The organism is Allorhodopirellula heiligendammensis (genome assembly GCF_007860105.1).
Lineage (GTDB): Bacteria > Planctomycetota > Planctomycetia > Pirellulales > Pirellulaceae > Rhodopirellula > Rhodopirellula heiligendammensis.
This window is the reverse complement of record NZ_SJPU01000004.1, coordinates 160,125-173,615: the sequence shown is the minus strand read 5'-3', so window position 1 is coordinate 173,615 and position 13,491 is coordinate 160,125. Positions and strand designations below refer to the sequence as shown.

Sequence of the window (13,491 nt, the reverse complement as noted above, 5' to 3'; positions counted from 1 at the left end):
AACAGTGGCCGGTCCTCCCAACCCGTATCAGACGTCCAGCGCCATCGAGGACAGCGATCCCCATGTAGAGAATTCGCTCGGCAAACCCATGGCGTCCTTCGTGGGCGTTCTACTGGGTGGGATCTCTGCGGGTTTGATCGCAGAGATGCTGGCGCTGATCACAATTGTCCTACCGATGAATAATCTGACGTCTCTTTCAGGAACTTTTTACGCATTTTTGCTGATATCGATGCCGCCGACGGCCAGCCTCTGCGGTGCACTGGCGGGGATCACCGTCGGATGCCTGCATGATCATCCATTGCGATGGCTCATGGGGTTAGTTGTGGGAGCACTTCCAGTCGCGATCGTTTCTTCTCAAGCGTATGATTCCATTCTCGCCGATGACGGAGAGCTGACGCTGATTCCGATAATCTTGGTAAGTGTGATCATGTTGACCGCGACCTTTGCTGCCGTGTTTTTCGTCAGCCGCGTGCTCGAGTCGGTCGAGCAGCAGCGGACCACAGGAAGAGTCGACGCGAAATCCTGATGGGGTTCAAGCAATGTCAATTTGCCCCTTACCTCTCTGGAGCCAATCCCTCGATCGTCGCCGGAGAGACATGCACGCATTTCGGGCATTCGATTTGCAGACCAGTGCAAGTGCATGCCAGTTGACCCGAGGTGACCGGCATTGACTCTACGCGTCCAGCACAGATTTCCTAGGCAATACGCGATAGCCCCAGTAGGCTCACAACAGTTTTCGGAGTATCCCCATCGCCTCAATCAACTTCCAAACCGAATCAGGTTCCCTCGGACAAAATATTCAGGTGCGGGGGGCCCGTGTTCACAATCTCAAAAATGTGGATGTGGATGTTCCACGCAACGCGATAGTCGTGTTTACCGGCATCTCGGGTTCAGGTAAATCCTCGTTAGCGTTCGGAACGCTGTTCGCTGAGTCACAGCGACGGTATCTCGACTCGGTGTCGCCTTATGCTCGGCGTTTGATCGACCAGGTCGGTGAACCGGACGTGGATACGATTGAGGGACTGCCGCCCGCGGTCGCTCTCCAACAGCAACGCGGAACACCATCGGCCCGTTCCTCGGTCGGGAGCGTGACGACAATTTCCAATAGCCTCCGGATGCTGTACTCACGCGCCGGAATCTATCCACGCGGTCAGACGATTTTGTACGCGGACGCTTTTTCACCTAACACGCCGGAAGGTGCCTGTCCTCGGTGTCATGGAATCGGGCGTGTGTTCGATGTTACGGAAGATCTGTTGGTACCGGACAACTCTCTGACGATTCGCGAAGGCGCGATCGCCGCTTGGCCGCCCGCTTGGCAGGGCAAGAATCTGCGTGGGATTCTTGTGACGCTGGGCCACGATATTGACAAACCTTGGAAAAAACTGTCTCGAAAAACTCGCGACTGGATCCTGTATACCGACGAGACACCGGAGGTGCCGGTCTACCCCGGACTGAACTGCGAACAGGTCCGCCAGGCAATCAAGCACGACGAGCCACCCAGCTATATGGGCACGTTTTCGAGTGCCCGCCGCTATGTTCTGCACTCCTTCGCGACCACACAAAGTCAGCGGACAAAGCAACGAGTCTCACGTTACATGCAGATTTCGCAGTGCCCTGATTGCAACGGCAAGATGCTGAAGCAAGAGTCGCTGTCGGTGAAGTTCGCAGGACTTGATATCGGGGAATTGTCGCAATTAACTTTGACAGAACTGGCTGATAGGTTGCGCGGGGCTGTCGACGGTGAGTCTGCCACGAACGACGCGCACCGCGAACGAACGATCGTCGCGGAAAGAATTGTCCGCGATGTTCTGGCTCGGGTTGAGGCGCTAACCAACCTGGGTCTGGGCTATCTTTCGCTGCAGCGCAGCACGCCTACTTTGTCGCCGGGTGAGCTTCAGCGACTGCGGTTGGCCACGCAGCTTCGGTCGCAACTTTTTGGCGTTGTCTACGTTCTCGACGAGCCATCGGCAGGTTTGCATCCAGCAGACACTCAGGCGCTGCTCGGGGCACTCGACGAGCTCAAACGAATTGGTAACTCGATCTTTGTCGTTGAGCACGATGTCAGTGTCATCGAACACGCTGACTGGATTGTCGATATCGGGCCGGATGCAGGACAACATGGGGGCGAGGTGATCTACAGCGGCCCCATCGCAGGATTGTGCGGTGTTGAAAGATCGCATACAGCTCGCTACCTCGTTGCCGCCGATGGCGAGTCGATCAGGGCAGCGAAGATGCCGCGGCGTGACCCCGCGGGATGGCTCAGGCTGGAAGGTGTGACGCGCAATAACTTGAATCGACTCAACGTGGAATTTCCGCTCGGCGTGATGACCACGGTGACGGGGGTATCAGGTTCAGGCAAATCAAGTTTGGTCAGTCAGGCGCTTGTTGAACTCGTCCGTCAAACCCTGGGGCAGAAAATCGAGGCTGATCCTACCAGTAGCGAGACCGACCTGCTCGAGCACTCAGAAGAGACACCGATCGGAGGAAGTATCGAAGGTGGGCTGGAGCACGTTCGACGTCTCGTCACGGTTGATCAAAAGCCAATCGGCCGCACACCACGTTCGAATCTTGCGACTTATACGGGACTATTTGACTATGTTCGTAAGCTATTCGCTTCCACACGTGAGGCGAAGACGCGGCGCTACGATGCTGGACGGTTTTCGTTTAATATCGCTAAAGGACGTTGTGCCAATTGCGAGGGCGCAGGGTTCGTCAGTGTTGAGTTGCTGTTTCTTCCGAGCGTCTACACGCCATGTCCAGTCTGTCAGGGACAGCGGTATAACGACGAGACGTTGGAAATCGTCTACCGGGAGAAAAACATCGCTGAGGTACTCGACCTGACCGTTGAAGATGCGTATGACTTCTTTAGCGAGGAATTGCCGGTGCAGCGCGCACTCGACGCACTGCTGCAGGTTGGACTCGGATACCTTCGATTGGGTCAGTCTGCAACGGAATTGTCCGGCGGTGAAGCGCAGAGAATTAAACTTGCAACCGAACTGCAGCGTGTTCAGCGAGGCGACACACTTTACATACTCGACGAGCCAACCACAGGTCTCCATCCAGCAGACGTTTCACGATTGATGTCACAGCTAAACGGCTTGGTCGATGCAGGCAATACCGTCATCCTGGTCGAGCACGACATGCAAGTCGCCGGCAACAGTGATTGGATGATCGATATGGGGCCCGGTGCTGGTGACCAGGGGGGGCAGATCGTCGCCCAGGGCCCACCTGCGACGATTGCTAAATCGACAACGAGCCGCACCGCAAAGTTTCTGCGCTGCTGAAAAATGCTCTCCTCGATGCTGAACTCGTTTGCGTTGAAAACAGAATTCTGCGGCTGTTCAGCTGAGTTGTCAGCGAACTCGTCATCGACCTGCAGACCGTCACCAGCGATTGCCGCGATCCTCCCACCGCCAGTCTCCACGCGAGAGAGGCTAAGGTGTTCAGTCGGCGAGGGTGCGATGCCGGATAGGCGATCAGATGAGCTGCAGATTCAAACCACAGCGGTGGATTCTTCCACGCGCACAAACAGCAGTCGTCCGCCGACGATGGTATGCGTGACCCGGCCAAATAACTCGCGATCTTCCATCGGACTGCTCTGGCATCGAGAGAGAAACTCGCTTGGCCGCACCGTCCATGCCGCGTCAGGATCGATCAATGTCACATCGGCGGGCGCTCCCTTGCCTAGCGTCCCAGCATCGAGCTTGGCAATCCGAGCGGGGTTGGTCGAGAGGCATTCAATCGCACGCGACCAACTCAAAATATCGGTACGGATCATATCGGTCAGCGTCGCCGCCAGTGTGGTTTCGAGCGTCGCCGCACCAAACGGAGCGAGGTCGAGATCGTTGCCCTTCTTCTCGCGTGCCCGAGGCATGTGCCCAGACTGGATCGCGTCGATCGTGCCATCAGCGACCGCCTGTTGCAACGACTCCACATGTGCGGGACTTCGCATTGGCGGATGGACCTTGAAACGTGAATCGAACGACCGCAGCAGAGCGTCGCTACCGTGCAGGTTTTGGGGACAAACCGACGCAGAAATCGGTACACCACGGCTCTTTACCCGACCGATCATGTCGATCGCGCCCATCGTACTAACCGGACCGACGTGCAATCGCCCTTTCGTTGCCTCGGCCAAGCGGACGTCGCGTGCGACGGCAAGATCCTCCGCTTCAGTGGGCAGCCCCTTGAGGCCGAGCACCAGCGAGACTTGGCCGTCATGCATGATGCCGCCTTCGGCAAGTCCCGGGACTTCGGGGCGGTCAAAAATTGGGAGATCGAGCATCCGGCAGTAATCGAGCGCTCGTTTGAGCAAAGCGTCATTTGGCATCGCCCGCGGCGAGTCGCTGAAACCGATCGCGCCGGCTTCGGCCAGGATCGCGAGCTCGGCCATTTGCGCCGCCTCGCGTCCCTTGCTTAAGCACCCTATTGGATAGACGCGTACACCGCCGAGACGCTGCGCAATCTGCGTGACGAGTTCGACTGCGGCTGCGGAGTCGATCACTGGATTGGTATTGCTGCAGCAGAGCACCGAGGTAAAACCACCGGCCAGGGCGGCGTTGCTGCCTGTCTGAATGGTCTCATCTTCCTCACGTCCGGGTTGACGTAGTTCTGCGCCCAAGTCAACCAGTCCCGGTGCCACAACACGTTGTTGCGCGTCGATCCAATAGGCATCGCCCGGACAATCTCCGTCACATGGATCCAGCTCAGCGATGCGTCCTTCGATGATAAGCAAGCGACCGATTCGGTCGACACCGTTGGCAGGGTCAACGATACGACCGCCGTCAATCACGATCGGCTGGAGGAGTGTAGGTGTGGGGCGAGACATGGCGAGCGTTTCCTACCGTCAACGAGGTGGGTTAGATTCTGATGCAGCGATATCGGACGCCCCCGACAACAGCCACAGAGCCGCCATTCTCACCGCGATTCCATTAGTGACTTGCTCGAGGATCACCGAGTGCGGTCCATCGGCGACTTCGGGCGTGATCTCGACGCCACGATTGATAGGGCCAGGGGCCATGATCAAAATGTCAGATTTCGCCCGCCGCATCCGATCACCATTCATGGCATACAAGGCCGCGTACTCACGCACACTCGGGAACGGACGCGTTTGCTGACGTTCGAACTGAATCCGCAGTAGGTTCAGTACATCGCACCGCTCGACAATATCATCGAGCCGGTGAGCGACTTCGAAACCGATCTCTTCCCAGCGTGGACTGACGAGCGTGGGTGGGCCGCAAATGATCACGTCTGCCCCCAGCGATTTCAGGCCCCAGATATTGCTGCGAGCGGTTCGGCTATGGGCAATGTCACCTACCATCGCAACGGTCATTCCCGCCAGTAATTGACTGGGGTCAAGAGACGCACTCTGCCAATCACGCGGGCCACGATGCTGCAGAATTGTGAGGATATCGAGCAAACCCTGCGTGGGGTGTTCATGCGGCCCATCGCCTGCATTGAGAACGCTACACCCGAGTTCGCGAGCGAGCAAATGTGGCGTGCCTGGCGTCTGGTGCCGCGTCACAACCCAGTCGACGCCCATCGCCTCGATCGTTTTGGCTGTGTCAACGAACGTTTCACCCTTCGCAACACTGCTGCCGGCACTGCTGAACTCGACCGTGTCCGCCCCGAGTCGCTTGGCGGCGAGCGAAAAACTATTTCGCGTCCGTGTACTGTTTTCAAAAAACAGATTCGCACAGGTCTTGCCTGACAGTAGGGATATCTTTCGCCGACATCCATCGGTCAGTGCTTTGAGCTGTTCGGCTGTGCTAAGAATCGCGAACAGCTCCGCCGCTTGCAGTCGCTCGAGGTCCAGTAGATGACGATCACGCCATGCGGACGGGAAGGGGAGCGGAGCGGATTGGGTCATCGTGTCCATGCTCGAGATTGTAGGAACCCATCAGGCATTGCGGGAGGAGGGATGCAGGAATGCGATCAAGATCCACGCGATGATCCAGCACCCGCCGCCGATCGGTGTGATCGCACCCAGCCAGGGTGTATTGGTCAGCACGAGCACGTAAAGGCTACCTGAGAAAAACACGATGCCGGCGACAAAGAGGCAAACGCTCCAGCGGAGGGTGGCGCTCGGACGCGTCGGTAAGGCAATCAACGCCAGCAGGGCGATCGCGTGCGCCAAATGATAGCGCGCGCCCGTGTCGAACTGCGCCAAACGTTTGGCCAGTAGCTCGGCATCGACGCCGGTTCCGGCCAAATAAACCGGTAGCCAGTGGGCTCCGAAGGCGCCGATCAATACCGCGAGTGCCCCAGCGACTGCCGCGGCCACGAAGGGAGTCCGTGCGTTGCTCATCATTTAACAGCCAGCATTCGTTCCAACGCAATCAAACTCCATTTCATCGTCTCGTCATCAACGCGAATTTGATTGACGAGATTTCCCTCGCGCAGGTTCTCCAGCGTCCAGCATAGATGGGGTAAATCGATGCGATACATCGTCGCGCACATGCAAACAACGGGGCTGAGAAAATGGATCTCTTGCTCGGGATGCTCGGCTTTGAGCCGGTTCACGAGATGCAGTTCGGTACCGATGGCCCACTTCGTCCCCGGAGCAGCCGCTTTGACGGTATTGATGATCTTTCCGGTGCTACCGCTAATGTCAGCGATATCGTTGACATCTCGTGGACACTCGGGGTGTACTAGGATCTTGATACCAGGATGATCTTCGCGAAATTTAGCGACGTGTTCGGGGCGGAACATTTGATGAACACTGCAGTGTCCTTTCCAGAGAATGACGCGACTGTTCTCAATCTGAGCTTCCGAGTTGCCGCCCAGTTCAAGCGCATATGGATCCCAGACCGGCATCTGCTCTTCACCGATATCCATGGTCAGGGCTGTGTTGCGCCCCAGATGTTGGTCGGGGAAAAACAGCACTCGCTGCCCGCGTTCAAAGGCCCATTTCAAGACGGCCTGTGCATTACTGCTGGTACAGACAATTCCACCATGCCGGCCACAAAACGCTTTTAAACTAGCGGCACTGTTGATGTAGGTCACAGGAATGACCTGCTCGGTATCGATCACCTCACCCATGTCGGCCCAAGCAGCTTCGACTTGTCGGATGCCGGCCATATCCGCCATTGAGCAGCCTGCCGCCATGTCCGGCAGGAGCACATTGACGCGTTCGCCCCTGCGAGAGGCAAGTCGGTCGGGCGTGTTGGCCAGGATGTCCGCTGTTTCAGCCATGAAGTGAACGCCGCAGAATACGATGGTTCGGCACTCACCACTCGATGCAGCCATCTCGGACAGTTGATAACTGTCGCCGCGGAGATCGGTATGGGCGATCACGTCATCCTGCTGATAATGATGTCCCAAAATCAGCAAACGTTTTCCGAACTCCTCGCGCACTGATTCGATCCGCTCGCGTAATTCCGGTTCGCCTACCGTTTTGTACGGGGCAAGCGGCAACATTGAATCCGCATTACTGACGCCGCTCCCCGCAGAGCCGCTAACCGGATTTGCGGTTGTGGTCGGCAAGCTTTGACGAGTAGACGCGGAGAGTGGGGATTCAGCCATGGAGATTACTCAAGATTTCTGCAGCACTTGTAGAAGTGTCGATCGACGAACCCGATTCTACCCGGCCCACGTCATTTCAGAAACTCCTACCAAGCTGACACCTCCGCCGGCGGCCGACCTGCGGCGTGAGCTGCCAGCTAACATTCAGTGCTGCGAAGCGAAACTTCGGGGGTGGTGTTGGATCGCCGTCCGTGGGGACATCAGGGCTAAACCGCCTGGAGATCGGGTGGATTCAGAGAATGCCCGCATGCTGGCCACAGGCATTTTGCCAAAACCTGCCATCTATGGTTAGAATGAATTCGCAACATCCCCGCAGCTGCTGTCTTCGACACGCCCCTCCCGTAAACTCCCACCCCATCTCCTCACCGATGACTCAATCACGCTCTCATTTCTGTGGACGCACCCGTCGCGAATTTATTTGGGAATCTGGAGCCGGGTTCGGGGCTGCTGCTCTGAGCGGCATGTTCTGCGATGATGGTTTCTTCTCGTCGGCCGCGGCTGCGTCACTGGATGGGGAATCTCCGGCGGGTCCGATGGCGATCAAGCCACCGCATTTTGCTCCCAAAGCAAAGTCCGTGATTTTCTTGTTCATGTACGGCGGTCCCAGTCATATCGACACCTTCGACTACAAACCCGCCATGAAGGGCATGGATGGCAAGACGGTCGACGTCAAGACATTTGGTCGCGGTGGACACAAGGCGGGGGGCCGAATCGTCGAGCCACGCTGGGATTTCAAGCAGTACGGCGAGTGTGGGAAGTACGTCAGCTCGCTGTTCCCTAACGTAGCAAAGCATGTTGATGATATCGCGTTCCTGCACTCAATGACCGCCGAATCGCCCATCCACGGCTCGGCCATGTTGATGATGAATAGCGGCAAATTGCTGTCTGGAAACCCCGCGATGGGGTCATGGGTGACCTATGGATTGGGTAGTGAGAATCAGAACATGCCCGGGTTCGTCGTCATGCTCGACCCCAGCGGAGGACCGATCAGTGGCGCCAAGAATTGGAGCAGTGGATACATGCCCGCTACCTATCAGGGTACGGTGTTTCGGACCAAGGGCGCTCCCATCCTCGACCTCGCCCCTCCCAAGGATCTGCCGCCAGGGGTGCAACGCCAGTTGATCGATTCGATCCAAGTTGCCAATCGGCGACACTTAGTTAGTCATGGGCATGAAGAAGCACTTGCGTCGCGGATTAGCAGCTATGAGCTGGCGTACAACATGCAGACGGCCGCTCCGGAAGCGGTTGACCTCTCCGACGAGTCAGCCGAAACACTTGCCCTGTACGGCGTCGAAGACCCGAAAACGGCTGACTTTGGCCGTCGTTGTCTGCTGGCCCGCCGGCTGGTCCAGCGGGGCGTCCGATTCATCCAACTCTACAGCGGTGGCGCACATAACGACGCCAACTGGGATGCTCATGGAAATTTGGAGTCAAATCACAACCTCCATGCTGGCGCAACCGATCTGCCAGTTGCCGCGCTGCTAACGGATCTCAAACGAACCGGGCTACTCGATGAGACGTTGGTCGTCTGGGGTGGCGAGTTTGGACGCCAGCCGACTGCGGAGTATGCTGAAGGCAGTGGACGGGACCACAACTCGATGGGATTCACCATGTGGATGGCAGGCGGCGGGATCAAAGGTGGTGTTAGCTACGGTACCACCGATGAGCTCGGCTCCGCTGCCGTTGAAAATCCGATGCACGTGAAGAATCTGCACGCAACCATTTTGCATCAAATGGGACTTGATCCAAATCACCTATCCTATTTCTATAGTGGCTTGGATCAGAAACTCGTCGGTGTCGAGCATGTCGAGCCGATTCACGCAATCATTTGAGCTGGCGGTTCCATGTAGTCTGCCGATGACCCGTCTGCCGACGAATACACAGGCTGCGTGCCCAATGCCACCGGCTCACTCGTCCTTATGTTGAAATCGCCCCGGAGGGCTGGTGGCTTCGATCGCCACAATTGATTCGATTATTCGGTAGTGGTGTGGCGCCCCCGCGGGGACCAACCACGAGTCACCGGCTTTCAACGTCGCGCATTGTCCATTGATTTCAATTTCCATCACGCCGCTGATAAGATAACCGACCGTCTCATATTGGCGACAGCTCGACTGACAGGCATTGCCCGGCTCTTCGTCCCAGCGCCTAAGGTCAACATTTTTTCCGGCGACAAGGTACCCCTGGCCCATACCACCGATGCTGGCTTCGTCCTTGTTGATGATCTGCGGGATGTCCATCTTAGCGCCCTTCGTCAAAGATGTGATTGAAGTGATGCGACACAGAGGTGCCAACCGAACGCGAGCACGATCAAACGTTCCAATTTGCTCACGAGACACCATTCTGCAGCAAATCGATTTCGAATGCAAATCCCATTCCGCGGAGCCACTGGCTGGCCGCGAAGCAATTGGCTGGCCGCGAAGCAATTGGCTGGATGGAGTGGCACGCCGGAGCGAGTCACTTCTTGATGCGATAGCCGAGATCCACGAGGCACCTCGTCGCGTTGGCAACGTGGTCGCCTTGCAGTTCGATGAGATCTTCCTTGCGTTTGACCGTGCCCCCGGTGCCGCAAGCGGCCTGCAGTTGTGAAAGCAGGCTGGGCAAGTCATTTGCGACCGCTGACAGCCCCGTGATTACAGTCGCGGTCCGTCCGCCTTTCCGCTTCTCAGTGCGAATGGTTGCGGTCTGCTTTTCGGGTGCGACGCGTTCTGATTCGATCCGTTGACGGGTCTCGGCAGCCTCCTTTTCCGCGGCTGTGCAGCTGCACTGCGGCTCAGGGTTCCCGCACAGCTCACAGGTGGGAGGGATGTCGAAGGGGGTGCCAGCGAAAAGTCGAGACATATTATTCCTTCTTGATGATGCCTTTCTTTTTGGCTGCTTTCTTCGCGGCCTTCTTCTTGGTCGCCTTCTTTTTCACCGCCTTTTTCTTCGCAGTTTTTTTCTTGACCGCCTTCTTCTTTTTCTTTTTGGACGGTCCCTTGGCGGCCCGCTCGGCGATCAGGTTCAGGGCGTCTTCAAAGGAGACTTCCTTCGCGTCGGTCCCTCGCGGAATCGACGCGTTCGTTTCACCATCGGTTGCGTAGGGACCAAAACGTCCTTCCAGGATCTTGACCTCTTGGTCAGTGATCGGGCTCTTCTTCTCGAACGCGACGATGGGTTCTTTCGGAGCGGCGCGACCCCGCTGCTTCGGTTCCTTCAAAAGCTTGATCGCTTCGTCAAAGGTGACATCGATGGGGGAAACGCCTGCGGGCAAGGAACGCGTTTCTTTTCCGCATTTGACGTAGGGACCATACCGACCGTCGTGGGCCAGCACAGGCTCGTCATTTTCAGGATTGTTGCCTAGATTGCGGGGCAGCGTCAGCAATTGGCATGCGATTTCGAACGTGACGTCCTCGGGCGCTACACTCTTCGGGATTGATTGGTTGCGTTTTTCTTCGTCATCTTTCTCACCGAGCTGGATGTACTGTCCAAACCGTCCCGCCTTGATGTAGACGTTTTTGCCAGTTTCGGGATGAACCCCTAGTGGCTCGTCTTCGCGAGCCGACGCATCAAACAGCTCCATCGCCTTCTCGAGCGTCATTTCATCGGGTGGTGTCCCTTCGAGAATTGCGGCCTTCCGTTCACCTTGCTCGAGGAACGGTCCATATTTCCCAACACGGACGAAAACTTCTTCGCGATGTTCGCCTTGCTCAGGCGTACCGAGAGAGAACATGGCTGAGATGCGTGGATCGATCTCCTCGATTTTCTCGGCGAGTCGCTTCTTCAGGCCCACGGCAGCCTTTTGATCCGGTGGTAGCTCAGCTCCGTCCTCGTCCCCGAAGTAGAAAGCCTTGAGGTACGCGAGTGCCTCGGCTTCCTGGCGACTAATCGTATCGAGGAAATCTTCCATCTGGGCCGTGAAGTCATAGTCGACCAAGGCTTCAAAATGCGTTTCCATCAAACGGATCACGCTGAATGCCGTCCAGCTTGGAACGAGTGCACTGCCTTTCTTGTAGACATAATCGCGTTTTTGGATCGTATCGATGATCGATGCGTAGGTACTCGGCCGGCCAATTCCCTTTTCTTCCAGCGTACGGGTTAGTGACGCTTCACTGAATCGTGCTGGTGGCTGCGTCGTGTGGCTCTTAGGGTCCATTTCGGCGACGCTCAACGCGTCACTTTCGGAAACGGCGGGCAAGAGGCGTTCTTTGTCGGCGAGTTCGGCCTCGGGATCGTCGCTGCCCTCGACATACGCTCGCAAAAAACCTTCGAACAGGATACTCGTCCCCGACGCCGTGAAGGTACAGTCGCCGCCGCTGACAGTGACCCCGATACGTTGTTTCTTGGCATCGGCCATTTGGCAGGCGACAGTACGTTTCCAGATCAGTTCGAACAATCGAAATTGATCGTTATCGAGCTCTCCTTGGACGGCCGAGGGCACCCGGAAGGGGGTACCGGCTGGCCGAATTGCTTCGTGAGCTTCCTGAGCATTCTTGACTTTACCCTTGTAAGTCCGCACGCTTTCGTGCAGGAACTTTTCGCCGTATTCGCTCCGCACCAATTCGCGTGCCGCATTGACGGCTTCGGTCGACAAGGTCGTGGAGTCGGTCCGCATGTAGGTGATGTAACCGTTTTCGTAGAGCCGCTGGGCGGCCTGCATACAGCGGCGGGCGGTCATGCCCAATTTGCGGTTCGCTTCCTGTTGGAGAGTACTCGTCGTGAATGGGGCTTTGGGACGCTCGACGAATGGTTTCACCTCGACCTTGGTGACTTCAAAGTCACCGGTTCGAAGCCGCTCCGCAAGATCTTTGGACTCAGTCTCGTCCATCTGCAAGAGCTGCGGATTGATCAGATTTCCGGTGTCGGAATCGAAATCTTTGCCGGTTGGGATCTTGCGGCCCGATACCGTACTGAGCGTCGCAGGCAAAGAGTCTCCGTTCGCGGTGGTGAAGATTGCTTCGAGATCCCAGTACGTTGCGTTATGAAACGCGATGCGTTCCCGCTCGCGCTCAACGATTAATCGTACCGCGACGCTTTGCACCCGGCCGGCGGACAGACCCCGGCCGACCTTGCGCCAGAGCAGCTGCGAGACGTCGTAGCCGTAGAGGCGATCGAGAATCCGGCGAGTTTCCTGGGCGCGGACCAGTCCGTCGTCGATCTGGCGGGGAGTGTCGAGAGCGTGCTGGATCGCGTCTTTGGTAATTTCGTGGAATACAAGCCGGTGAACGGGCACGTTTGGCTTGAGCAGCTCGAATAGATGCCAACTGATCGCTTCTCCCTCGCGATCCTCGTCCGTCGCGAGATAGAGACTGTCGGCGTCTTTGAGAGCTTCCTTAAGCTTGTCGACCTGCTTTTTCTTGTCCGCAGGAACGATGTAAACCGGCTCAAAATCCTTGTCGACGTTCACACCGAGGTAGGCCCACGGCTCTTTTTTATATTTTTTAGGGATGTCTTTCGTCCCACCCGGCAAATCGCGCACGTGTCCGACGCTGGCTTCGACCTGATATCCACTGCCGAGAAACTTCGAGATCGTGCGGGCTTTCGCGGGTGATTCGACGATCACCAAACTTTTGCTGGTCGGTTTAGCCATGAAGGGGCGGAGCGTGGGAGAGAGGAAAACGGCGATAAATCTCGGACACGAATGTTGGCGTTGTGACGGAAACCGCGCCAGACGTCAACATGAGCTCACGCAACACCCGTCGCGGGCGGGCAAATTGACGCCTCACGTCCGCGTTCAAATCAACTAGCAGTCTGACGCAGTAACTCGCTCGAAGGAGCGGCGAAATAGAGGAGATCCATTGAGAAATTGCACAAATACCGAGCACGCAACCCTGGCGGGATATTTTGACCTGCCCGAGTTTTCCCGGGGTGACGAATCACCCGGCCATTTTTCGGACTGCGAAAGTCTTGAATCAGCCAACCGGTATGAACTGGCCCGGTGGAACCGTGATCGTGGCCCCATCCAGCACGGACGGGATTTCGTCCGATTTTCTC

General features: G+C 57.0%; 10 protein-coding genes. 3 read left to right on the top strand and 7 right to left on the bottom strand.

Translation table 11 applies throughout. The features are described 5' to 3' along the window. The first annotated feature begins 4 nt into the window (after positions 1-4). Positions 5-526, top strand: coding sequence for a hypothetical protein (locus tag Poly21_RS24095; RefSeq protein ID WP_146409629.1), 522 nt, complete (start codon positions 5-7; stop codon positions 524-526). A gap of 316 nt (positions 527-842) precedes the next feature. Then, positions 843-3,284 carry an excinuclease ABC subunit UvrA gene (gene uvrA / locus Poly21_RS24090; protein WP_302120441.1) on the top strand — a complete coding sequence of 814 codons (2,442 nt, stop codon included), beginning with the start codon at positions 843-845 and terminating at the stop codon, positions 3,282-3,284. 209 nt (positions 3,285-3,493) lie between these two features. Here uvrA and Poly21_RS24085 read toward each other — a convergent pair whose 3' ends face one another. The 4 genes from Poly21_RS24085 to nadA are packed head-to-tail and all read right to left on the bottom strand — an operon-like array spanning position 3,494 to position 7,521. Beyond that, positions 3,494-4,825 (bottom strand): dihydroorotase, encoded by a 1,332-nt coding sequence (locus tag Poly21_RS24085; protein ID WP_146409627.1) that lies wholly within the window; start codon positions 4,823-4,825, stop codon positions 3,494-3,496. 18 nt (positions 4,826-4,843) lie between these two features. Further along, positions 4,844-5,875, bottom strand: coding sequence for an aspartate carbamoyltransferase catalytic subunit (locus tag Poly21_RS24080; RefSeq protein WP_146409626.1), 1,032 nt, complete (start codon positions 5,873-5,875; stop codon positions 4,844-4,846). 21 nt (positions 5,876-5,896) lie between these two features. Then, entirely contained in the window at positions 5,897-6,307 is a 411-nt protein-coding gene (locus Poly21_RS24075) for a DUF423 domain-containing protein (RefSeq protein WP_302120438.1), read from the bottom strand. Continuing rightward, the gene (gene nadA / locus Poly21_RS24070; RefSeq protein WP_146409625.1) at positions 6,304-7,521 is read right to left on the bottom strand and encodes a quinolinate synthase NadA; all 1,218 of its coding nucleotides are present in this window, start codon (positions 7,519-7,521) and stop codon (positions 6,304-6,306) included. The genes Poly21_RS24075 and nadA overlap by 4 nt, the downstream gene beginning before the upstream one ends. Before the next feature lie 368 nt (positions 7,522-7,889). Here nadA and Poly21_RS24065 point away from each other — a divergent pair, with 368 nt between their 5' ends. Further along, positions 7,890-9,353, top strand: a complete 1,464-nt coding sequence (locus Poly21_RS24065; RefSeq protein ID WP_146409624.1) for a DUF1501 domain-containing protein — start codon at positions 7,890-7,892, stop codon at positions 9,351-9,353. Between the two features lie 75 nt (positions 9,354-9,428). Here the strand turns inward: Poly21_RS24065 and Poly21_RS24060 are convergent, their stop codons facing one another. The 3 genes from Poly21_RS24060 to topA all read right to left on the bottom strand — a co-directional run bounded on the left by Poly21_RS24060 (position 9,429) and on the right by topA (position 13,168). After that, positions 9,429-9,758, bottom strand: coding sequence for a cupin domain-containing protein (locus Poly21_RS24060; RefSeq protein WP_146409623.1), 330 nt, complete (start codon positions 9,756-9,758; stop codon positions 9,429-9,431). A gap of 217 nt (positions 9,759-9,975) precedes the next feature. Further along, positions 9,976-10,359: a translation initiation factor gene (locus Poly21_RS24055; RefSeq protein WP_146409622.1), complete on the bottom strand. Its 384-nt coding sequence runs from the start codon at positions 10,357-10,359 to the stop codon at positions 9,976-9,978. 1 nt (position 10,360) lies between these two features. Further along, a complete protein-coding gene (gene topA, locus Poly21_RS24050; protein WP_436967524.1) occupies positions 10,361-13,168 on the bottom strand; it encodes a type I DNA topoisomerase in 2,808 nt (935 codons plus the stop codon). Positions 13,169-13,491 lie beyond the last annotated feature (323 nt).

Coding starts and splice junctions, on each gene's coding strand:
- Poly21_RS24085 (WP_146409627.1), bottom strand. CDS start 4,825: ATGTCTCGCCCCACACCTACACTCCTCCAGCCGATCGTGATTGACGGC.
- Poly21_RS24080 (WP_146409626.1), bottom strand. CDS start 5,875: ATGGACACGATGACCCAATCCGCTCCGCTCCCCTTCCCGTCCGCATGG.
- Poly21_RS24075 (WP_302120438.1), bottom strand. CDS start 6,307: ATGATGAGCAACGCACGGACTCCCTTCGTGGCCGCGGCAGTCGCTGGG.
- nadA (WP_146409625.1), bottom strand. CDS start 7,521: ATGGCTGAATCCCCACTCTCCGCGTCTACTCGTCAAAGCTTGCCGACC.
- Poly21_RS24065 (WP_146409624.1), top strand. CDS start 7,890: ATGACTCAATCACGCTCTCATTTCTGTGGACGCACCCGTCGCGAATTT.
- Poly21_RS24060 (WP_146409623.1), bottom strand. CDS start 9,758: ATGGACATCCCGCAGATCATCAACAAGGACGAAGCCAGCATCGGTGGT.
- Poly21_RS24055 (WP_146409622.1), bottom strand. CDS start 10,359: ATGTCTCGACTTTTCGCTGGCACCCCCTTCGACATCCCTCCCACCTGT.